This window comes from Streptomyces lanatus (genome assembly GCF_014655715.1).
In the GTDB taxonomy this organism is placed as follows: domain Bacteria; phylum Actinomycetota; class Actinomycetes; order Streptomycetales; family Streptomycetaceae; genus Streptomyces; species Streptomyces lanatus.
Genome location: NZ_BNBM01000006.1, coordinates 460,783 through 482,483 on the forward strand (window position 1 = coordinate 460,783; position 21,701 = coordinate 482,483).

At 71.7% G+C, this 21,701-nt stretch carries 12 protein-coding genes; 6 read left to right on the forward strand and 6 right to left on the reverse strand.

Annotated elements, in window-relative coordinates; genetic code table 11:
- Positions 1–6 precede the first annotated feature (6 nt).
- Entirely contained in the window at positions 7–873 is an 867-nt protein-coding gene (gene trmB / locus IE325_RS19595) for a tRNA (guanosine(46)-N7)-methyltransferase TrmB (protein WP_190071222.1), read from the reverse strand.
- A gap of 299 nt (positions 874–1,172) precedes the next feature.
- A complete protein-coding gene (gene lhgD, locus IE325_RS19600; protein WP_190071223.1) occupies positions 1,173–2,381 on the reverse strand; it encodes an L-2-hydroxyglutarate dehydrogenase in 1,209 nt (402 codons plus the stop codon).
- 167 nt (positions 2,382–2,548) lie between these two features.
- On the opposite strand from lhgD, the gene IE325_RS19605 reads away from it, so the two are divergent.
- The gene (locus tag IE325_RS19605) at positions 2,549–3,895 is read left to right on the forward strand and encodes a histidine-type phosphatase (RefSeq protein WP_190071224.1); all 1,347 of its coding nucleotides are present in this window, start codon (positions 2,549–2,551) and stop codon (positions 3,893–3,895) included.
- Between the two features lie 53 nt (positions 3,896–3,948).
- On the opposite strand, the gene IE325_RS19610 is transcribed toward IE325_RS19605, so the two are convergent.
- A complete protein-coding gene (locus tag IE325_RS19610; protein WP_190071225.1) occupies positions 3,949–5,373 on the reverse strand; it encodes an NsdA family TPR-like regulatory protein in 1,425 nt (474 codons plus the stop codon).
- Positions 5,374–6,130: 757 nt separating this feature from the next.
- Between IE325_RS19610 and IE325_RS19615 the strand changes: the two genes are divergently transcribed.
- Positions 6,131–8,224, forward strand: coding sequence for an asparagine synthase-related protein (locus tag IE325_RS19615; RefSeq protein WP_190071226.1), 2,094 nt, complete (start codon positions 6,131–6,133; stop codon positions 8,222–8,224).
- A 666-nt stretch (positions 8,225–8,890) separates the two neighbouring features.
- Positions 8,891–12,322 (forward strand): AfsR/SARP family transcriptional regulator, encoded by a 3,432-nt coding sequence (locus IE325_RS19620; protein ID WP_190071227.1) that lies wholly within the window; start codon positions 8,891–8,893, stop codon positions 12,320–12,322.
- Here IE325_RS19620 and IE325_RS19625 read toward each other — a convergent pair.
- Complete coding sequence (locus IE325_RS19625) at positions 12,309–14,264, reverse strand: sigma-70 family RNA polymerase sigma factor (protein WP_190071228.1); 1,956 nt, start codon at positions 14,262–14,264, stop codon at positions 12,309–12,311. The genes IE325_RS19620 and IE325_RS19625 overlap by 14 nt on opposite strands.
- Positions 14,265–14,533: 269 nt before the next feature.
- Positions 14,534–15,343, reverse strand: coding sequence for a TetR/AcrR family transcriptional regulator (locus IE325_RS19630; protein WP_190071229.1), 810 nt, complete (start codon positions 15,341–15,343; stop codon positions 14,534–14,536).
- A 383-nt stretch (positions 15,344–15,726) separates the two neighbouring features.
- Between IE325_RS19630 and IE325_RS19635 the strand changes: the two genes are divergently transcribed.
- Positions 15,727–17,106, forward strand: coding sequence for an NAD(P)/FAD-dependent oxidoreductase (locus tag IE325_RS19635; RefSeq protein WP_190071264.1), 1,380 nt, complete (start codon positions 15,727–15,729; stop codon positions 17,104–17,106).
- A 217-nt stretch (positions 17,107–17,323) separates the two neighbouring features.
- Positions 17,324–18,982 carry an ATP-binding SpoIIE family protein phosphatase gene (locus IE325_RS19640; protein ID WP_190071230.1) on the forward strand — a complete coding sequence of 553 codons (1,659 nt, stop codon included), beginning with the start codon at positions 17,324–17,326 and terminating at the stop codon, positions 18,980–18,982.
- A gap of 130 nt (positions 18,983–19,112) precedes the next feature.
- On the opposite strand, the gene IE325_RS19645 is transcribed toward IE325_RS19640, so the two are convergent.
- Positions 19,113–20,381, reverse strand: a complete 1,269-nt coding sequence (locus tag IE325_RS19645; RefSeq protein WP_190071265.1) for an MFS transporter — start codon at positions 20,379–20,381, stop codon at positions 19,113–19,115.
- Positions 20,382–20,526: 145 nt separating this feature from the next.
- Between IE325_RS19645 and IE325_RS19650 the strand changes: the two genes are divergently transcribed.
- Positions 20,527–21,075: a MarR family winged helix-turn-helix transcriptional regulator gene (locus IE325_RS19650; RefSeq protein WP_190071231.1), complete on the forward strand. Its 549-nt coding sequence runs from the start codon at positions 20,527–20,529 to the stop codon at positions 21,073–21,075.
- The last annotated feature ends 626 nt before the right edge of the window (positions 21,076–21,701 follow it).

Below are 21,701 nucleotides of genomic sequence, written 5' to 3' on the forward strand. Positions count from 1 at the left end.
GTGGTTTCAGCCGGAACGTTCTTCCCGCTGTACGCGACGGAAGAGCAGGTCGTTCACCACATGACCCTTGTCCAGTCCCTGACCCTCGAAACGGGTCAGCGGCCGGAACTCCGGACGTGGCGCGAATCCACCGCCGGGGACGGTGTTCTCGAAGTCAGGATGGGCGGTCAGCACTTCGAGCATCTGCTCGGCATACGGCTCCCAGTCGGTGGCACAGTGCACCAGCGCGCCGGGCTTCAGCCGGGTCGCGGCGAGGCTGAGGAACTCGGGCTGGATCAGCCGCCGCTTGTGGTGCCGCTTCTTGGGCCAGGGGTCGGGGAAGTAGACACGCAGCCCGTCGAGAGAGTCCGGGGCGAGCATCTCGCGCAGCAGGATGATGGCGTCGCCGTTGGCCACACGGATGTTGGTGAGCCCGTGCTGCTCGGCGAGATTGAGCAGATTGCCCTGCCCCGGGGTGTGCACGTCGACGGCGAGGATGTTGGTGCCCGGGTCACCGGCGGCCATCTGCGCGGTCGCCTCCCCCATCCCGAACCCGATCTCCAGGACGACCGGATTGTCGTTCCCGAACAGCTCGCCGACCTCGACGACGCACTGCCCGTCGATATCCAGCCCCCACTTCGGCCACAGCCGCTGCAACGCGTCCGCCTGCCCCGCGGTCACCCTGCTCCGCCGCGGCTGAAAACTCCGAATCCGCCGCTCGAAGTGAGACCCCGCGGGATCGGCCTTCGGCCCGTCGGGGAACCGGGGCTCACCCTTGGCACGGGTATGCCGAACGGACACACCGGGATGATGCGACGAACTCTCCCCCCACGGCTCGGACTGACCGGGGGTGGTGGGGCGGGGGGCTTCGGGGGCGTTGAGGGAGTCAGACACAGTGGGGTCGATTTTACGGGGAGGGGGGAGGGGGTGGGGCCGTAGGTTCTGGGGGCACTTCTCAACGCCGGTCCGCGATCTTTCAGCCGGTCCGGCGTTCGAGGCCGGGACCACGCCACCCAGCGCCGGCCGGCATTTTTCAGCCCGTCCGGCGTTTGAGGACAAGGCCCCTTCAGGGCCGGAGCGGGGTCTGGGGCGGCAGCCCCAGTGGGGTCGAAGGGGCGAAGCCCCTGGAGGACGGGACGGGTAGGGGCGGCGGGGGCGAAAAAAATCGGTGCCCACACCCTCCGGCCCTCTGATCACACCCCCTCCAACACCCCCAACGCCCGACGAGCGACCTCCCGCCCGATCGGCAGCGAAGCGGTAGCCGCAGGACTCGGCGCATTCAGCACATGCACCGCCCGATCCCCCTCCCGAATCAAGAAGTCATCCACCAGCCCCCCGTCCCGCAACACGGCCTGCGCCCGCACCCCCGCAGCCGCCGGCACCAGATCATCCGACGTCACCGCAGGCAACAACCGCAGCACCGCCTCCGTGAACGCCCCCTTGGACACCGACCGCCGCAGCTCCCCCGCCCCATACCGCCAGTGCCGCCGAGCCATCCGCCAGGCCCCCGGCCAAGCCACCACCGCCCCGACCTCCCGAGGCCGCACGACCCCCCACCCGTACCCCTCCCGGGCAAGCGCCGGCACCGCGTTCGGCCCGATGTGGACACCCCCGTCGATCCCGCGCGTGAGATGCACCCCGAGAAACGGAAACGCCGGATCCGGCACCGGATACACCAGCCCCCGCACCAGTTCACCCCGCGCCAGCGAGTAGTACTCCCCCCGGAACGGCACGATCCGCACCCCGGGCTCGTCCCCCGTCAGCAGGGCCACCTCGTCGCAGTACAGCCCGGCACAGTTCACAAGAACCCGCCCCCGCACCACGTCCCCACCAGCCGTCCGTACGGCCACCCCCAGCGCGGCCCGCCGGTCGATCCGCTCGACCCGCGCCCCGTACCGGATCTCCGCCCCTGACGCCTCCGCCAGCTGCCGGGCGACCCCGACGAAGTCGCACACGCCCGTCGTCCCGACGTGTATGGCGGCGAGTCCGCGCACCTCCGGCTCGTACTCCGAGATCTGCGCGGCCCCCAGCTCCCGTACCGGAATGCCGTTCTCCCGCCCGCGCTGCACCAGGGCGTGCAGCCGCGGCAGCTCCGCCCGCTCCGTCGCGACGATCAGCTTGCCGGTGACGGCGTGCGCGATGCCGTACTCCGCGCAGAACTTGACCATCTCGGCGGCGCCCCCCACCGCGTACCGCGCCTTGAGGGATCCCGGCCGGTAGTAGATCCCGCTGTGGATGACCCCGCTGTTGCGCCCCGTCTGGTGCCGGGCCGGGCCCGGTTCCTTCTCCAGCACGGTCACCCGCGTCCCCGGCGCGGCGCGTGTGATCGCATACGCCGTGGACAGCCCGACGATCCCACCGCCGATGACGAGCACGTCACAGTCGTAAGCGAGCGTCCGCACCTACCCCACCTCCCGGTTTCGATAATGCACTGCGCCACTGACAACGCGGTCAAACCCGGGGACCCACCGTGTCCGAGGGGAAACCTTGGACAAGGGCGGGACATCCAGCCACCCGTCTGCTGTGATCCGGCCACGGAACGTTCATGGACCCGCCCGACGATGCGCCCATGAGACGTCTCACTCCGGCCTTGGCCCTCGGCCTCACCGTCCTCCTGGCCGCCAGCCACGCCAACGCCGCCCCCAGCCACAGCACGCGAGACAGCTACGGCACCAAGGCGACCTACGCCCCCGGCCAGAACCCCCGTACCTACCAGCGGCCCCCCGCCGGCTTCACGCCCGTCTTCACAGAGAACGTCTCCCGCCACGGCTCCCGCGCCGCCACCGACGGCGACGACGCGGACCTGGTCCTCGCGCTGTGGAAGAAGGCCGAGGCGGCGGGGGCCCTCACCGCGAAGGGGAGGGAGCTCGGGCCCAAGGTGCAGGCGCTGCAGAGCGCCATGAGCGCCGTCGGCTACGGCGACCTCAGCGGCCGCGGCAAGCGGGAGGTCCACGACACGGCCGTACAGATGGCGAAACGGCTGCCGGGGCTGTTCCGGAAGATCGCCGGCGACAAGGAGAAGATCGACGTCGTCAGCTCGGGACAGGGACGTGCCGTCGACAGCGCGAACCTGTACGCCGCCGGGCTCGCCGGCGCCGACCCCGCGCTGAAGCCGCTCATCGGCCCGACCCGCACGGACGTCGACCTGCTGTACTTCCACAAGGCGGCCGGCGGGGCGGCCTACCGTGACTACCTCGCGAACGATCAGCGGCTCGCGAGCACCCTGAAGTCGATCACCGACCAGCCCACCACGCACCGTGCCGCCCGCGACGTACTGAAGAAGCTCTTCAAGGGCGACTTCGTCGACCAGCTCGCCGACACCGACCGCGTGGCGGCCGCCACGGCCGTCTACAACCTGTACGCCATCGCGCCCGCCATGAGCGACGAGAGCCCCGACGGCAGGGGCTGGGGCATGGAGCGGTTCATCGGCAAGCGGGACGCGGCCTGGTTCGGGTACCTGAGCGATGTCGAGGACTTCTACGAGAAGGGTCCGGGCTTCGCCGGCAGCGACATCACGTACAAGATGGCGGACGTGCTGCTCGACGACTTCTTCGACAAGGTCGAGGCCAAGCGGGACGGCAGCAGCGACCTGGGCGCCGAGCTGCGCTTCACGCATGCCGAGGAGATCATTCCGCTGGCCGCGCTGATGGGCCTGCCCGGCAGCACCGAGGGCGTCACTCAGGAGCGGCCGTACACCTACGCCGACAACGCGTGGCGGGGCGCGGCGGTGGCGCCGCTCGGCTCGAACGTCCAGTGGGACGTCTTCCGCAAGGGCGGCACCTACCTGGTGCGGATGCTCTACAACGAGAAGGAGACCGCCTTCAAGGCCGGCTGCCGTCCCATCGCCAGGAACAGCGCCTTCTACGACCTCGACGAGCTGGAGCGCTGCTTCGGGCGCGCGGAGGGCGCGTCGTAGCCGCCGCCCGCCTGTTCGGGCAGGGCGGAGGCCACGCGCGCGTGCGGGCACGCTCAGGCCGGGGCCATCAGCAGCGGCCGTGCACGTTCCCGTAGTTCGATCACCCTCGGTTCGTCCCCGTACGGCTCCAGCCGGTGCAGCAGGTCCTTCACGTACTCGGTGGTGCGCGCGGACGATATCCGCCCCGCGACCTCCACCGCCCGCACGCCCTGCTCGCATGCCGCGTCGAGGTTGCCCGACTCCAGCTCGGCGACCGCCGAGACGACGAGCCGCAGCCCGTGCGAGCGCACGAACTCCTCTGTCGGCTTCGACAGCGCCTGCTCGGTGAACCGCCGTACCTGGCGTGGTGCCTTCAGGTCCCGGTAGCACTCCGCGGCGTCCGCGGCGAAGCGGTCGTAGGAGTAGAAGCCGAGCCACGACGGGTCGTTGTCGCCCTCCCTGGACCGCTCCAGCCAGCCCTCCGCCGCCTTCAGGGCGGCGCCGGCCGCCTGCGCGTCATTCGCGCGCGCGTGTGCGCGTGCCTCGACGAGGCGGAAGAAGCTCATGGTGCGGGCCGTGGCGAGCCCACGGTTGCGCTCCAGCGCGGCCTGGGCGAGGTCGACGCCCTCGTCGCCGAAGCCCCGGTAGGTCGCCTGGAGCGACATCGACGCCAGCACGTACCCGCCGAGGGGTACGTCGGCCGCCGCGCGGGCGAGCCGCAGCGCCTGGATGTAGTAGCGCTGCGCGGCCTCCTGTTGACCGGTGTCGAACGCCATCCACCCGGCGAGACGGGTGAGTTCGGCACTCGCCCCGAACAGGGCTCGGCCCACTTCATCGGAGTACGAGCCGAGCAGCAGCGGTGCCGCCTCCACTCGTAAGCACTCGGGCACCATGGACGAACGCCAGTCGCCGCCTCCGTACTTGGAGTCCCAGCGCCTGGCGTCCTCGGCGGCCTCGCGCAGCTTCTGCACATCACTGTGGCCGACTTTGAGCGGTGCGCCGGACCCCTCGGAGGGGCCCACCTCGCGCGCGACCGAGGTGTCGGCCGGGGTTATCAGCCACCGTGAGGCGGGCGTTGCGTATGCGCTTACTGCGAATGATCCGGCCAGCGACTGCCAGATGCCGCCTGATCCGGCGCGGCGGCCGGCGAGGTCGAGACGGTAGAGCTCCGTCGCCGACTTCACCGCTTGTCCGACGTCCCGGGGGAAGGCGAGACCCACTTCGGGTGCGGGGTCCGCGTCCGCCAGGCCGATCTCGTGGAGCGGCACCGGGCGGCCCAGCTTCTGGCCGATCGCGGCGGCGATGAGGTGCGGGGCGGCGCCCTGCGGCACCATGCCCTTCGACACCCAGCGCGCCACCGACGTCTTGTCGTAGCGAAGAGTCAGGCCCCGCTGAGCGCCAAGGTCGTTGACGCGTCGGGCGAGTCCTGCGTTGCTGATTCCCGCGAGGGCGAGAACGGCGCCGAGTTTTTCGTTCGGCCCGCGTTGCTCCCTGGACATGCGCCACCCCTCGACACAGACGGCTGCCGCGCTGGCATAACCACGCGGCATTCGTAAACCCAGCGTAGTTCGCCGCATCCCAAGCGTTAAGGGGCATTGTTCCGGATGGCGGGATTGTGGTCCGCACTCAAGTGCGCACCCCCTACGCACAGTTGTGATGTGCTCCCGCTGTGTGGCTGTGCGCCCGTCCGTGCGCTCTTCTCCGGCCACCGGGGGAGCGGTTCCATGGCTTCTGCGTGGGTCGGCCCGCTGTACTGGATCCAGTGGGCTGGGGGATTCCGCCGCCTACATCCCCGCGGGCGGCGGAACGGTCCGGGGGGCGCACTCCGTTCCCCGGACTGCGCGCACGGCGAGTACGGCGAGTAGTGCGGAGGGCTTGCACGGAGTGTGCGCGAGCCTGTCCCTACGGCGCCGATTTGGCCGAAAACCGACCCCGTCCCGTCGGGGTGATTACGGCTCCTACCTTAGGACTTGAGGGCGCGCAGGGAGTATTCGGGGAGCGTTCAGGGGGCGCATTCGCGCCGCAGCCGCAGCTCGATCCCTCGCTCGACCTGCCGGATCCGACGGTCACGCACGCGTGGATCTCCTTGCCCCTTCCGGACGTTGACGGCGCGTACCGTCCGACGCGCGGGGGCCCGCGCGGGCGTGATTGCCCGGTCCCGAGCTGTTCCACCGCCGCTCCGGGGCGCGTCCTTCATGGCAGCATGGTGAACCGTTCGTACGGTGCACTGTTTGTCCACAGCCTGTGGAGGCGTCCATGCGGTGGTTGGTGGGATGGAGCAGCACCACCGCGGTGGCCGCCGAGATCGGCTCCGCGGGGGCCACCGGAAGCGACGGCGAGACCGTGCACCCGGTGGGGTCCCAACTCCTGTGGGGCGACCCCGATCCGCTGTGGGCGGTCGGCGACTGGCGCCCCGACGAGGTGCGCGTGGTGAAGGCCGACGCGCAGAACAGGATCGCGGTCCTGGGCACCTGCGGGGCGAGCGACGAACAACTCCGCCTGGGCCTGTTCGCCGCGCGCGGAGGGGCACTTCGCCATCTGACCAACTGGCCCGGCAGCTACACGGCCGTCGTCCAGGTCGGCCGCAGGGTCACGGTCTGCGGCGATCTGGCGGGCGCCAGGCCGGTGTTCTACACCCCCTGGGCGGGCGGCACGGCCTACTCCACCGCCGCCCTCCCCCTCGCCGACCTCATCGAGGCCAACCTCGACTTCGGGCACCTCGCCGCCCTGCTCGCCGCCCCCGACGTACCGGCGGCCCTGCACGACTCCACGCCGTACGACGGCGTACGCCGGATTCCGCCGGGGCACGCACTGATCCTGCGCGCCGGGGCCCGGGAGATCGCCGGCTACGAGCCGGTCGCCTCGCTCGCGGTGGCGGCACCGGCGGCCGACCCGGACAGCGCGGTGGACGCCGTACGCGACGCCCTGGTCGACGCGGTACGCGCCCGCCTGTCCGCGCCCCGTCACGTCCCCGACATCGACCCCGGCCCGGTCCCGGGGATGGGCCCGGCCGAACGGCGTGCCGCGCGCGGGATGCCGGTACCGGGCATAGGGGCGGATCTGTCGGGCGGCCCGGCATCCGGCACCCTGGCCCTGCTGGCCGCGGGCCTCCCGGGCATGCCGGGCACGGTGCTGGGCCACGGCACGGGCGCGGGGGAGCGCCTCCTGGCCGTGACCTTCAACGACCTGGCGGTGGGCGGCAGGGAGGCGGAGCTGGAGCGGGCGGGAGCCCTGGCGGCCAACCCACGCCTGCACCACGTGGTCGTGGCCGGCGGCGAGGAGACACTGCCGTACGCGGACCTGGACGGCCCGCTGACGGACGAGCCGGGCCCCAGCCTGGTGACGGCGGCCCGCCACCGCGCCCGCCTCGCCTCCGGCAGCGCGGACCACTTCACGGGCTACGGCGCCCGCCAGGTACTGGACGCGCACCCCGCCCGCCTGGCCGACCTCCTGATGGACCGCAAACGCCGCCACCTGGTGCGCCCGGTCGCGGCGCTGGCGAAGGCGGACGGTTCGGTGCTGGTCCCCGCGCGCGTTTACGGCGCGGCACGCAAGCTGGCCCGCACGCCGTACCGCACGGGCGTGGAGTCCCTGGCCTCCCGGTTGATGGACCGCCGTTTCGACGAACCAGGAGGTGCGGTGGGAGCATCCCTCGCCGCCCTCACCTGGGCCAGACCGGGCCCGGCGGCACGCTGGCTGACCGGGGAGGCCCTGGCTGAAGTATCGGTTCGCCTCCAGACGGCGACGAGCCGCAACGGCGTGGGCCCCGGCCAGCGCCCAGGCGACTACCGCGCGCGTGCCGCGCTCGCCCGCCACGCCGCGGACATCCGCATCCTGGAGCAGGCCGCCGAGATCCGCTCCCAACGCCTGCACACCCCCTTCCTCGACAACCAGGTCGTCCGCGCCTGCCGAGCCCTCCCTGAGGCCCTGCGCGTCCAGCCCGGCGCCCGCGCCGCGATCCTCCGTACGGTCCTGGAGGGCGCCGGAGTCACCGACCTCCCACCCGGCTGGGGCGCCCCCACCCACGCCCCCGCGGCAGCGGCGTCCCGCACCGGCCTCCGCGTCGCGGTCGACCCCCTCATGTCCCTCTTCGGCACCCCCCTCCTGGCCCAGGCAGGCCTGGTCGAAGCCCGAGTGGTCCGCAAGGCCCTCCGAGCAGCCTCCGAGGGCGAACCCCTCCCCCTGGACGGCCTGGCAGACCTCGTCTCCCTCGAACTCTGGCTACACCGCCTACTGGCCCGCCGAGGCACCTGCTGGACAGGAACCCCGGCGAGACAACGGGCGGTACCGGAGGGGATCAAGCCGCAGAGGGGGGCGTTGGGGGCGGGGGCGGGGGGTCGGCGGGGGTAGGGGTGCGGCTCGGGACGCCGGGTGGGGTCTTCCTGGGTGGGGGGCCGCGCGCATCGTCCAGCTGGTCCGGTGTTGGGGACGGGGCCTGGCTGCAACTGGCCCTCACCCACGTGGGGCGCGCTGCCTTCCGGCTGGTCCGGTGTTCGAGGACGGGGCCATGCCGTCCCTAGCCCTCACCCATCCGGTGGGGCGGCGCTTCTCAGCGCCGGCCTGCATCTTCCGGCTGGTCCGGCGTTCGGGCACGGGGCCATGCCGTCCCTAGCTCCCACCTACCCGGTGGGGCGGTACTTCTCAACGCCGGCCCGCTCCCTCCAGCCCGTCCGGCGTTCGAGCACAGGGCCACGCCATCCCTAACCCCCACCCACCCGCAGGAGCGCACACCCCATCCGGAGGGGCGGCACTTCCCAACGCCGGTCCGCATCTCTCAGCCCGTCCGGCGTTTGAGGACAAGGCCCCTTCAGGGCCGGAGCGGGGTCTGGGGCGGCAGCCCCAGTGGGGTCGAAGGGGCGAAGCCCCTGGAGGACGGGACGGGTAGGGGCGGCGGGGGCGAAACCCTTCCGGCCCGCACCCGGACGACCCCAGCAACCACGCACCCACACCCGCCCACGCCACCCCCACCCCCACAAAACCCGTGCCCAAGAAACCACCCCCCGCGACAATGACCAGGTGCGGTACAGAATCCTGGGCGTCACCCAGGCAGAGGACGACCAGGGCACCGTCGTCCCCCTCGCCGGCCCCCGCCTACGCGCCCTGCTCACAGCCCTGGCCCTACGCCCCGGCCACCTCACCACCCCCACCACCCTGATCGACGAGGTCTGGGCCGGCGCCCCACCCCACGACGCCCCCGCCGCCCTCCAGGCCCTGATCGCCCGCCTGCGCCGCACACTCGGCAAGGACACCGTCACCTCCGCCCCCGGCGGCTACCGCCTCACAGCGACGAAGCAGGACGTAGACCTCTACGTCTTCGAACGCCTCGTACACGAAGGCACCTCCGCCCTCGACCGAGGCGACCCGACCACGGCGGCCCAGACCCTCACCACCGCTCTGGCCCTGTGGCGCGGCCCGGCCCTGTCCGACCTCCCCGACCGGACCGCCACCGCCACCCGCCCGGAGTCCCTGCGCCTGGAGGCGACAAGGACCCGCATCGAGGCGGACCTACGACTGGGCCGCGCCCACATCGCCGTACCCGAGCTCAAAGAACTGACCGCGACCCACCCGTACGACGAACCGCTGCACGCCCTCCTCATCCGAGCCCTGCGCGACACGGCCCGCCCGGCCGACGCCCTGGCCGCATACGAAACGGCGCGCCGAGCCCTGGCAGAAGGCCTCGGCACCGACCCCGGCCCGGAACTCCGCGCCCTGCACACAGACCTCCTGACCCACGGGTCGCCCCCCAACCCGCCTGCGCCCCCACCCCCACATCCCCCAGAACGAACCGGCAACCTCCGTCCCCGCCTTACCTCTTTCGTGGGCCGGGAACTCGAACTCGACGCCATCCGTTCCGAATTGCACAGGGCCCGCCTGGTCACGCTCACCGGACCGGGCGGCTCCGGCAAGACCCGTCTCGCCGAGGAGGCAGCCACCGGCCTCCCCCAGGCATGGCTCGTCGAGCTCGCCGCGCTCGACCGCCCGGAGGCGGTGCCAGGCGCGGTGGTCAACGCGCTCGGTCTACGCGAGACCGTGCTCATGACCAACGAGCTGACGGCCCAGCAGGACGACCCGCTCGCCCTGCTGATCGAGCACTGCGCCTCGCGCAGCGAGCTCCTGATCCTTGACAACTGCGAACATGTGATCGGCGCGGCAGCCACCCTCGCCGAAACCCTCCTCACCCACTGCCCAGGACTCACGATCCTCGCCACCAGCCGTGAACCCCTGGGCATCCCCGGCGAGTCGGTACGCCCGGTCGAGCCCCTCCTCCCCGACCACGCGCACCGCCTCTTCGCGGACCGCGCGGCGGCCGTCCGCCCCGACGCCGCCACCGCGCTGCGCGACGCCCGCGACCAGGACGCCGTCGCGGAGATCTGCCGCCGCCTCGACGGCCTGCCGCTCGCCATCGAACTGGCGGCGGCCCGGCTACGGCTGCTCACGCCCCGGCAGATCGCCGACCGCCTCGACGACCGCTTCCGCCTCCTCACCTCCGGAAGCCGCACCGTCCTGCCCCGCCAGCAGACCCTGCGCGCCGTCGTCGACTGGTCCTGGGACCTGCTGGACGTGCGGGAGCGCACGGTGCTGCGCGAGGTGTCCGTCTTCGCGGGCGGCTGGGACCTCGCGGCGGCGGAGTCCGTGTGCACGGGACCGGCCGAGGACGTCCTCGGCACCCTCGGCGCCCTCGTAGACAAGTCCCTGATCGTGGCCACCCCGTACGAGCGGGACGGCGCGGAGGGCATGCGGTACCGCATGCTGGAGACCATCCACGAGTACGCCGTGGAGCGCGCCGCGGAGACCCCGGAGCTGAGCCTCACGGCCGAGCGCCGACACCGCGCGTGGGTGCGCGCACTCGTGGAGGAGGCCGACCCCCTCCTGCGCTCCGCCGCCCAACTCCCCTGGATCTCCCGCCTGGAGACCGAGCTGGACAACATCCGCGCGGCCCTCGACCGAGCCCTGACAGCGGGCGACGAGCCGGACGCCACGGCCATCTCCCTGTCCATGTGCTGGTTCTGGTGGCTGCGCAACTACCGCGTCGAGGGCGCGGCTTGGACCGACAGGACGCTACGCCTGTGCGCCACCCTGGACGCCCGCGCGACGGCCACGACGCCCATGAGCCCCGAAACCACCACCGCGCCCCGCCCCACGGACACTCTCCCCACGAACCCGCCGGACGGCATTCCCCCGAACCCGCCGGCCCTCGACCCCACCAACCCACAGACCCACCCCACCGACCCGGTCGACGCCCTCCTCGCCGACCCGGAGGGCCAGGCCCGCCACCCAAGGCACGCCGCCCGGATGAGCCTCCGTATGGAGCACCTGTTCCTCTGCATCGAGTTCGAGCCGGTGGAGCACTGGCAGGACGAGCGGCTGCGCCGGTACATCGAGCACGTCCGGGCCCACTTCGCGCGCGGTGGCCCCGACGCGGCCCGCATGCCGGGCATGGTCTGGCCATTGGCCCGGTACATCCTGGGCGACACGACGGACACCGGAGCGGCCATGGACGCGGTGCTGGCCAACTGCCGTGTGTACGGCGGCGACTGGGAGATCGGCTGCGTCCTGATGTTCCGTACGCACATGCTCGTCGACTCACCCGGCGGCCACGCGGGCGTGGACGACGACCTCGCGGAACTGCGGATCCTCAGCCGCAGGGTCGGTGACCGCTGGATAGGGGCCCAGGTGTGCAGCGCGGCCGGGGAGGCGGCCATGGCGCGCGGTCGCTTCGAGGAGGCGAAGGGCGAGTTCGAGGAGGCGCTGCGCCTCGCCCGTGAGGTGGGCGCGTACGCCGAGACGCCGTTCCTCATCGCCCGGCTCGCCGAGATCGCGTACCGCTCGGGCGGCAGTGAGGCGGCCATGGCCGCGCTGGACGAGGCGGGCGCCACGGCCGAGCGGTACGGCGTGGCGGACTCCCGGGCGTTCGTCCTGCTGCTGCGGGCCCAGATGGCGTTGGACGACAAGGACACCGCACGCGCGCGTGAGCTGTGTGAGGCGGCCCGCGCACAGACCGAGCGCGCCACGCTGCCGCCCCAGTTCCTCGTGATGCTGAACTCGGTCGACGCCCAGACGGTGACGGCGGAGTCGGGCCCGGAGCACGGCCTGCCCCGCCTGGCCGACACTCTGCGCCTGGCCGTGGAGAACCACTGTGCCGACGTGATCACGGCGACCCTCGCGGACTCCGCGGCGGATCTGCTGACCCGCCTCGACGACCCCGCCCGCGCGGCCCGTCTCCTCGCCGCCGCGGAACACTGGCGTCGCGGCTACCCACGCCCCGATCCGGAGCGCACGCTCGCCGAGCGCACCGAGGCCGTCGCCCGTGCCGCCCTGGGCGCCGAGCGCTTCACGACCGAGTACACCCGGGGCAGCACCTTCACCCACGACGAAGTCCTGGACGACCTCGCCGAGGCCGTGCGCGACCTCCCCGACCCGAGCCCGGACCGCCCTACCGGCAGCTGAACCTCGACTCCGCCCAGTCCGCCAGCAACAGGTTGTCGACGGTGCCGTGCGGCTCCACGACCAGCCGGACCGTCTCGCGCCCGGTGAGGTTCACATGGACTGGCACCGCCGTGTCCCCGGCCTTGACGACCCCGGACCGCCACAGCCGGGCGCCGTCGGCGTAGACGGAGAAGCGGAACCGGCCGAGCCCCAGGTTGGAGTCGTCGACGCCGACCAGCGCCTCGTAGGCGTTGCACTCCCGGTTGAGGTCGATGGTGACGGAGGACCGGCCGCTCACGGTGACGCCGTTCGCGTACTGCTCGCCGGCGATCGACACCCCATGCCGCTGCCACACCCAGCTGCTCTCGTGCAGCCGCATCTCCGGCTCGGTGCCGTCGCCGGTGAGGTCGTACGACAGCTCGCTCCACTGGTAGTCGGCGGGCGCGGGCGGCGGTGGCGGCGGGGTGGGTGTGGGGGTCGGCGAAGGCTCAGGCGGAGCCGTGGGCGTCGGCGTGGGCGTCGGACTGGGAGTGCGCGTGGGAGTGGGCGACGGTGTCGGCGTCGGGGTCCGCGCGGGCTCCACGGCCGGGACGATCGCCGGCGGCCGCGGGGTGGGTTCCTCCTTCTTCGGCGGCTCGGGGGTCGGTGTCTCCTCGACGATGGGGGAGGGGACGGGGGACGGCTTGGCGTCCGTGTGCGGGGCCGGCGTGTCGTTGCCGGCCAGCGCGAGCGCGATCGCCGCGGCGACGGCCACGGCGACCACACCGGCCGCGATACCGGCCTTCACCGGCCCGCCCAGCCCTTCGGAGGCAGCGGCACCGCCCCCGCCGGACGATCCTGCGCCACCAGAGGCCCCGGCCCCGGCACCCGCCCCGGCCCCGCTCGACGTACCGCCGCTCGCCGCGGCTGCCGCACCCGCGGCTCCGGCCGCACCCGCCGTCCCGACACCACCGGCGATGAGCCCGGCCGCCTTGGCGTACCCGGCGGCACCGAACCAGCCGATGACCGCGACCGGCACGACGGCGGGGATACCGCTGGCGACTTCCTTGATCTGGCCCGCGGCCAGCCGGCACTTGGCGCACTCCTCCAGGTGCTTGCGCAGCCCCCGTTCGGCACGCGTGCGCAGGCTGCCGCGGGCGTAGGCGCCGAGCCGGTCGGCGTAGCGGGAGCACTCCTCGTCGCTGGCGAGGCTGGCGCTGACATGGGCCTGCAGATAGGCCTGCTTGAGGCCCTCACGGGCGCGGCTGGCGAGCACGCGCGTGCCGTTGGCGTCGAGCCCGAAGAGCGTGGCGACCTCGCTGGGCGACTCGTCCTCGACCTCGGTGTGCCACAGCACGGCCTGCCAGCGCTCCGGCAGCGACCGGAAGGCCTGCATGGCCATGGACTGCTCGGCCTCGTGCATCGCCCGTACATCCGCGCCGAGGTCGAGCGTGTCGTCGTCGGACACCTCGGCCACCCGCGAGGACTGCGCGGCGAACACCGCGAAGTCGTCGACCAGCTGCTCACGGCGGGTCGACTTCGTCCAGTCCGCGGCGGCCCGCCGGATCGAGGTGAGCAAATAGGCGCGTACGGCGTGCTCGGGGCCGGAACCGCCGCGCACCGCCTGGAGCATGCGGGCGAAGACCTCGGCGGTGAGGTCGTCCGCGGTGTGGGCGTCGCGGGAACAGGTGCGTGCGTAGCGGCGTACGGCGCCCGAGTGGCGCCGGTACAGCTCCTCGTAGGCGCTGTCGTCGCCGGAGCGCATCCGGCCGATCAGGTCGGCGTCCGACGGCGGCAGCTCGCGCGGGGGCGGCAGCACGCTGTCCTCGCGCCGGTCGCGCTGTGCCGGGACGCCGCCCTCGGCGCGAGCGGCCGAGGCCGGATCGCCGCCCGGTGGCAGGTCCGCGCGTCCGCCCTGGCTCGGTACCTGCGGAGTCGACGAGTCACCGTCACCGCGCGACTCGTCCCACCCGTCAACGCTCATCGCGGAAAGCCCCCGCCGCCAGCTCGACCAGTCCTGGACACCGGGTCAGGGTGCCACATTGGCTTTTGGTCAGGACCCACCCGTACGGACATCCACCCGTCCGTGGGGACTTCCGACAACGCCAGTACTAGGCCTCGCCCGTACGGGGAAGGCTCAAACAGCCCTCGCCGGGCGGAGGTTGAGCAACCCACCCGAAATGCCGGGAATGCTCCATGACGGTGTGTGAGGCAAGGGCGGCGCAGCACCCCACCTCCCGGTCACCCCTGGACTCACGCCTGAGGCCGCGACCGCAACCCCTCCAGCAGGATGTCCAGCAACCGCGCCGAGGCCGCCGCCTGCTGCGCCGCGTCCGGCAGCGAGGGCGCCGCCGTGGCGATCACCAGCAGGACGTCCGACACCGAGACGTCGGCCCGCAGCTCACCCGCCGCGCGCGCCCGCTCCACGAGCTGGCCCACCACGTCGAGCAGCGCCGCCGCCCCCGCGTCGTCCAAGGCGTCGGCCGAAGCCGCCGGAGCCTGCTCGGGCACCAGCCGCAGCTCACCCGCGCCCGGCTGCATCCGCAGCTCACCGGTGCCCGGCTGGATCCGCTGCTGCGGCACCCGTGCCTCGTCCGGCCCGGCACCGTCCTCGGCGACCCCGACCCGCAGCACCTGCGGCGGCAGCAGCCGGCCCGCGCCCGAGGCCACCGATGTGCGCAGGAAGCGCGACAGCGCCGACCACGGCTCGTCCTCCTGGCCGAGCGCGGCACGCGCCTGGTCGGTGAGCCGGGAGGTCTCCTCCTCGGCTATCCGCCGCACCAGGACGTCCTTGCTCGGGAAGCGCCGGTACACCGTGCCGACACCGACCCGCGCGCGTCGCGCCACATCCTCCATAGGCGCGCCGTATCCCAGCTCGCCGAAGACCTCACGCGCCGCACGCAGCACGTGCTCCAGATTGCGCTGTGCGTCCACGCGCAGCGGCGCCGAACGCGACGCGTCACCGCGTCCGTTGCCCGCAGCCGCGCTCATCGTGCCGCCCACCATGCCGCCGCCCGATGTGATGGCGGAAGTGGAAGACCATCGAGAATCCTGAACATGCATAAGCGATCCCCCGGTAATGACGTCTCCCCCCGGAGACTCCCCGTCATTGCAAAGCCGGAGCGTCGCGGAACAAGCCCGGACCACGAGTCCGTTCTGTGTGACTCCCGGACCCGAAGAGCGCATCCCCCTACACCCCGTCGACACACGAACATAGTTGAGCGAGGGTCAATTCAGAAGGGGCAGGTTCCGCACGGAGCGCCCCTCGATCGGAGTACGGGTCGTTTACGTCCCGATTGCGCCACCTACGATCCCCCCATGCACCCCCGCTGACCTGCGAGGATTCCGCGCACTCCGGCAATTCGGCCAAATCGCGGTGCGGACGATCTCCGGTCACACAAATGGTCGAGCCTGTGGACAAACGCAAGCGCCGGGTGCGTCATGGGATGGTGAAGGAACGTGCGCGCATTCTCGTTGTCGGCGGCGGCTACGTCGGGATGTACACGGCCCTGCGGCTCCAGCGGAGGCTGAAACCGGAACTGGGGCGGGGCGAGGTCGAGATCACCGTCGTCACTCCCGACCCGTACATGACGTATCAGCCATTCCTCCCCGAAGCCGCCGCCGGCTCGATCTCCCCCCGCCATGTGGTCGTCCCCCTCCGCCGCGTCCTGTCCCGGTGCCGCGTCATCATCGGCGAGGCCACCGCCATCGACCACGCCAAGCGCACCGCGACCCTCACGACCCTCGCCACGGCGGAGGAGGGCACGGGCACCGAACAGCTGTCGTACGACGAACTCGTCCTCGCCCCCGGCTCCATCGCGCGCACCCTGCCCATCCCCGGCCTCGCCGAGCACGCCATCGGCTTCAAGACCGTCGAGGAGGCCATCGGCCTGCGCAACCACGTCATCGAGCAGATGGACATCGCCTCCTCCACCCGCGACCCCGCGATCCGCGACGCCGCCCTCACCTTCGTCTTCGTCGGCGGCGGCTACGCGGGCGTGGAGGCCCTCGGCGAACTCGAGGACATGGCCCGCTACGCCGCGCGCTACTACCACAACGTCCGCCCCGAGGACATGAAGTGGATCCTGGTCGAGGCCTCCGACCGCATCCTTCCCGAGGTCGGCGAGGACATGGGCCGCTACACCGTCACCGAGCTGCGCCGCCGCAACATCGACGTACGTCTGCACACCCGCCTGGAGTCCTGCGCCGACCGGGTCGCCGTACTCAGCGACGGTGCCCGCTTCCCGACCCGTACGGTCGTCTGGACGGCCGGCGTCAAGCCGCACCCGGTGCTCGCCGCGACCGACCTGCCACTTAATGCGCGCGGCAGGCTGAAGGGCACCCCCGAGCTGACGATCGAGGGCACCACGCACGCGTGGGCCGCGGGAGACGCCGCCGCCGTCCCCGACGTCACCGCGGCCGAACCCGGCACGGACTGCGCCCCCAACGCCCAGCACGCCCTGCGCCAGGCGAAGGTCCTCGGCGACAACATCGCGCACACCCTGCGCGGCGAGCCCCTGGAGACGTACGCGCACAAGTACGCGGGCTCGGTCGCCTCCCTCGGCTTCCACAAGGGCGTCGCACAGGTCTACGGACGCAAGCTGAAGGGCTACCCTGCCTGGTTCATGCACCGCGTCTACCACCTCAGCAGGGTGCCGACCTTCAACCGCAAGGCCCGCGTCCTGGCCGAATGGACCCTGTCCGGGCTCTTCAAGCGGGAGATCGTCTCCCTCGGTTCACTCGAACATCCCCGAGCGGAGTTCGAACTCGCGGCCGGTGGAAAGCATCACCTCAACCCGGGAGACGACACGAAGGGGTCGTCCTGACCGGACCCAGGAACTCCACCGATGGGGCCGACGTCTGACGGGTGTCGGCCAGCCCGACCGCACTGCCAGACTGATCCCCGACCGACCCCGATCCCCCATCTCCCTCTCCACCCCACGAGGCTCTCCCCACAGTGCTGCGACCCTGGGGTACCGCCGCCCCGCAGACCCCCGGCCGGGTCCGGAGCAGGCAGCAGACGACGACACGAGGCAAGGATTCGTGAATTTCACGCGCTGGAGCGCCCGGCTCCCCGGAACGCAGCGCCGCGCCGCAGCGCGGACCGAGACCGCGGCGGCGGCCACCCCGGACCGCCGGGGCGAGAGCGCCAACTCCGTCCCCGCGGCCCGCGCGGAACACCTCACCGACGAGGCGGTCCCCATCCCCGCGGTGGACGACCTGCCGGTCCGCGAGGTCCTCGACCGAGTCCCCGCCCTGGTCGCCCTGCTCCACGGCACCGACCACCGCATCGCGTACACCAACGACGCCTATACGACGGCCTTCGGCGAACGCCCCCCGGGCGAACCGGCCCGAGAGGCCCTCCCCGAACTGGCCGAACTGGGCCTGCTCCCCCTCCTCGACCAGGTCCTGCGCAGCGGCAAGCCCCGCACCCTGAAGTCCCGCAAGGCCCCCGACGGCCGCTCCTACACCTTCACCTGCACGCCTGTGACGGACGGTGACGGCGGCGTCCTCATCTTCGCCACCGACGTCACCGACCACGCGGAAGCCGCCGAGCGCCTGCGCGCCAGCGAACGCCGCCAGCGCGAAACAGCCGTCACCCTCCAGCGCTCCCTCCTCCCCCAGGAGCTCGAAGAACCCGACGACCTGCGCATCGCCGCGACGTACCACCCCGGCGGCACCGAGGCGGCGGTCGGCGGCGACTGGTACGACGTGATCACGCTCGGCGGCGGCCGCACGGCCCTGGTCATCGGCGACGTAATGGGCAGAGGCGTCCGAGCAGCGGCGGTAATGGGCCAACTCCGTACAGCGGTCCGCGCCTACGCCCGCCTGGACCTCCCCCCGCACGAAGTGCTGCAACTCCTCGACGGCCTGGCGACGGAGATCGACGCCAACCAGATCGCCACCTGCGTCTACGCCATCCACGACCCGAACGAGGGCCGCCTGGTGTACGCCTCCGCCGGCCACCTCCCGATCCTGGTCCGCGACGAGCACGGCGAGGTCCACCGCGCCGACGAACCCACCGGCCCACCCCTCGGCACCGGCGGCTGGATGCACGCGTCGGGCTCGATCCCCCTGAGCCCCGGTTCAACCGCCGTCCTCTACACCGACGGCCTGGTGGAACGCCGCAACGAGGACCTGGACGAGGGCATCGCCGCCTTGTCCCGAGCCCTCGCCGGCGCGACCGGCACCCCCCAGGTCATCTGCGACCGCCTGGTCCGCAGCGCGGGCGTCACCGCCGACCACGACGACGACGTAGCGGTCCTGGTCCTCCAGCACCCCGCCCGCACGGGCCCCGACGCCGACCTCTTCCGCAACGCGGCGTTGGAACTCCTGGGCGGCGTGGAAGCGGCCCCCCGAGCCCGAGCCTTCGCCTCCGGAGTCCTCACGAGCTGGCGCTTCCCCCCGGACCTCCACGACCTGGGCGTCCTGGCCACCAGCGAACTGGTGGCCAACTCCCTCCAACACGGCACCCCACCCATGCGCCTACGCCTACGCCGCACGGACCGCCGCCTGATCATCGAGGTCACCGACGGCGACGACCACCTCCCCCGCCGCCGCCGAGCCGAACCGGCCGACGAATCAGGCAGAGGAATCGCCATCGTCGCCACCATCGCCTCGGCCTGGGGCTCCCGCAGAACCCCCGGCGGAGGAAAGGCGGTGTGGTGCGAGTTCGCACTACCGAAGGGGTCGGGCCGCTGACACGGTTCGGGGCCGGTCGCTTCCAGCCCGTCCGGCGTTTGAGGACAAGGCCCGTTCAGGGCCGGCAGCGGGGGCCTGGGGGCGCAGCCCTCAGGTATGGGACGGGTAGGGGCGGCGGGGGCGAGAAAACTCAGGCCCGAGCCTCCGACTGCCCCACAGCAGAAACCGCCCCCTGCGCCACAACCCGACTCTTCCCCAACCACGGCCGATCCTGCACCGCACTCAGCTCCCGCCCCAGCCGCAACGCCAGATAGGTAATCCCCAGCGAGAACAGCAGAAACGTCACCACATACGGCCCATGCAACGCCGCCCCCATGGGCCCACCCACAGCCGGCCCCACAGCCAACGCCAACTGCTTCACCAGCGCGAACGCAGAGTTGTACTGCCCCGCCATCCCATGCGGCGCCAGATCCGCCACCAGCGGAGCAACAGTCGGCGACAACATCGCCTCACCCAGCCCGAACAGCGCATACGTGGAGATGAAGACCGCGGTGGCCATCTCCTGACTCCCGTGCCCAAGCCCGGCATACCCCGCCGCAACCCACGCCACGGCCCAGATCAACCCCACCGCCGCGATCACCCGCGACCGACGCCGCCGCTCGACGAACTTCAGCACCGCGAACTGCGCCACCACGATCATCAAGGTGTTGGCGGCCAACGCGGTCCCCAACGCCGACGTGGACACCCCGGCCGCCTCGACCCCGTACGCACTCAGCCCCGACTCGAACTGCCCGTAGCAGGCAAAGAACAGCACGAACCCCAGCACACACAGCTGCACCATCGCCCGGTTCCCGAGCAGCTGCTTCCAGCTCCCCTTCGCCGAAGCACCCGCCGGCACCCCGTCCACCCGCGGCGCACGAGGCATCCGCACGGTCGACATCACCGCGGCGAGCAGCAGGAACATCGCCGCCTCGATCGCGAAGAGCAGGGTGAACGACGAGACCCGCGACGTGTCGACAAGGTGCCCACCGATGAGCCCGCCGACCCCCAGCCCGAGGTTCTGCAGAAAGAACTGCGTCGCGAACGCCCGCGACCGAGTCTCCGCCCCCGAGCAGTCCACGATCATCGTCGCGAGCGCCGGCTGCATCACGGCCTGCCCCGCCCCGAGCGCGGCAGCGGACAGCAGTACGGCCACCGCACTCCCCGCGAGCCCCAGACTCAGCGCCCCGAGCGCGGCCACGACCAAGGCGGCGATCAGCACCGGCAACGGACCCCGCCGCACGATCGCCCGCCCGGCGAACGGCAGCACGACCAGCGCGGCCACGGCGAAGACGGCGAGGACCAGCCCCGCCGTCATGGCACCGAGACCCCGCACCTGCGCCACATAGACGTACAGGTAGGGGACGGTGAAACCGAGCCCGAACGCGCTGAGTGCGTTGCCCACGTGGATCCGGCGCATCGCTGCGCCCATCGCCCTGGTCACGTTCACCTCTCTCCATGCAGACCCGCAATGCAAGCCTGAAGACTTCAAACCTAAACTTCGAAGCTAAACAGTACACCTCGAAGAACTTCAACGCCAAGCAAGCCCATGCCATACTCGGCCCATGGGCGACACCCCCGACATCGGCGAACCGACACTCGAAGAACAGATCGCCGCCTACCAGCGCGAGTTCCAGGACCTTGACCCCCAGGTCGAGCAGATCGTCTCGGCACTGTCCCGGCTGAACCGCCGTATGAACGTCGCCTACGGCCGCCAGACCGCCGCCCTCGGCATCAGCAACGCCGAGTGGGAGGTCCTCAAGGCCCTCGTCCTCTCCGGCGCCCCCTACCGCCTGGGCCCCAGCGACCTCGCCAAGCGCCTCGGCCTCACCCCGGCCGCCATGACCCACCGCATCGACCGCATGCTCGCCGAGGGCCTGGTCACCCGGGAGCGCGACGAGTCCAACCGCGTCCGCGTCATCGTGGAGCTGACCGCCGAGGGCCGCGAGAAGTGGCTGGAGGCGATGCGCCTCGCGACGGTCTTCGAGGAGGACCTCCTCCAGGACCTCTCCGCACAGGAGCGAACCAGCCTCGGCGACGTCCTCACCCGCCTCCTCCGCAGGGTGGAAGACGCCCAGCCGGACGCCGGCGGCCGCCTCAGCGACCTGGACTGAGATGGGGCGGGACACCGCCATAAAAGATCTTGACAGGGGATGCTTGACAGCCCTCTGCCCGGTCCGTAATGTTCTCCGGGTTGCCGCTGAGCCGTAACGGTTCTGCGACAGCACCTCCCGCCGCGAGAGCGGCAACCAAACCACCAGCACGATCTCCCAACCGGGTCGATTTCGGCATGCCCGAATTCAATTCGAATTGGGACCCGGCGGCCCGATTGGGAATCGCCGAGCGGATCCGCTAAGGTTTGAGACGTCGGAACGGCCCAAGGGCCCGGGAAGACAAGCCCTGCTGACTGGGAGTCAGGCCCGAAAGGATCTGATAAAGTCGGAGCCGCCGGAAAGGGAAACGCGGAAGCGGGAACCTGGAAAGCACCGAGGAAATCGGATCGGGAAACGGTCTGATAGAGTCGGAAACGCAAGACCGAAGGGAAACTGCCCGGAGGAAAGCCCGGAAGGGTGAGTACGAAGGAAGCGTCCGTTCCTTGAGAACTCAACAGCGTGCCAAAAGTCAACGCCAGATATGTTGATACCCCGTCTCCAGCTTTGCTGGGGCGAGGTTCCTTTGAAAAACACAGCGAGGACGCTGTGAACGGTCCGGGCTTATTCCGCCCGGCTGTTCCGCTCTC

Excerpts from the sequence above, each read along its gene's own strand:
- IE325_RS19605 (WP_190071224.1), top strand. The coding sequence starts at position 2,549 with ATGAGACGTCTCACTCCGGCCTTGGCCCTCGGCCTCACCGTCCTCCTG.
- IE325_RS19610 (WP_190071225.1), bottom strand. The coding sequence starts at position 5,373 with ATGTCCAGGGAGCAACGCGGGCCGAACGAAAAACTCGGCGCCGTTCTC.
- IE325_RS19615 (WP_190071226.1), top strand. The coding sequence starts at position 6,131 with ATGCGGTGGTTGGTGGGATGGAGCAGCACCACCGCGGTGGCCGCCGAG.
- IE325_RS19625 (WP_190071228.1), bottom strand. The coding sequence starts at position 14,264 with ATGAGCGTTGACGGGTGGGACGAGTCGCGCGGTGACGGTGACTCGTCG.
- IE325_RS19630 (WP_190071229.1), bottom strand. The coding sequence starts at position 15,343 with ATGCATGTTCAGGATTCTCGATGGTCTTCCACTTCCGCCATCACATCG.
- IE325_RS19635 (WP_190071264.1), top strand. The coding sequence starts at position 15,727 with ATGGTGAAGGAACGTGCGCGCATTCTCGTTGTCGGCGGCGGCTACGTC.
- IE325_RS19645 (WP_190071265.1), bottom strand. The coding sequence starts at position 20,381 with ATGCGCCGGATCCACGTGGGCAACGCACTCAGCGCGTTCGGGCTCGGT.
- IE325_RS19650 (WP_190071231.1), top strand. The coding sequence starts at position 20,527 with ATGGGCGACACCCCCGACATCGGCGAACCGACACTCGAAGAACAGATC.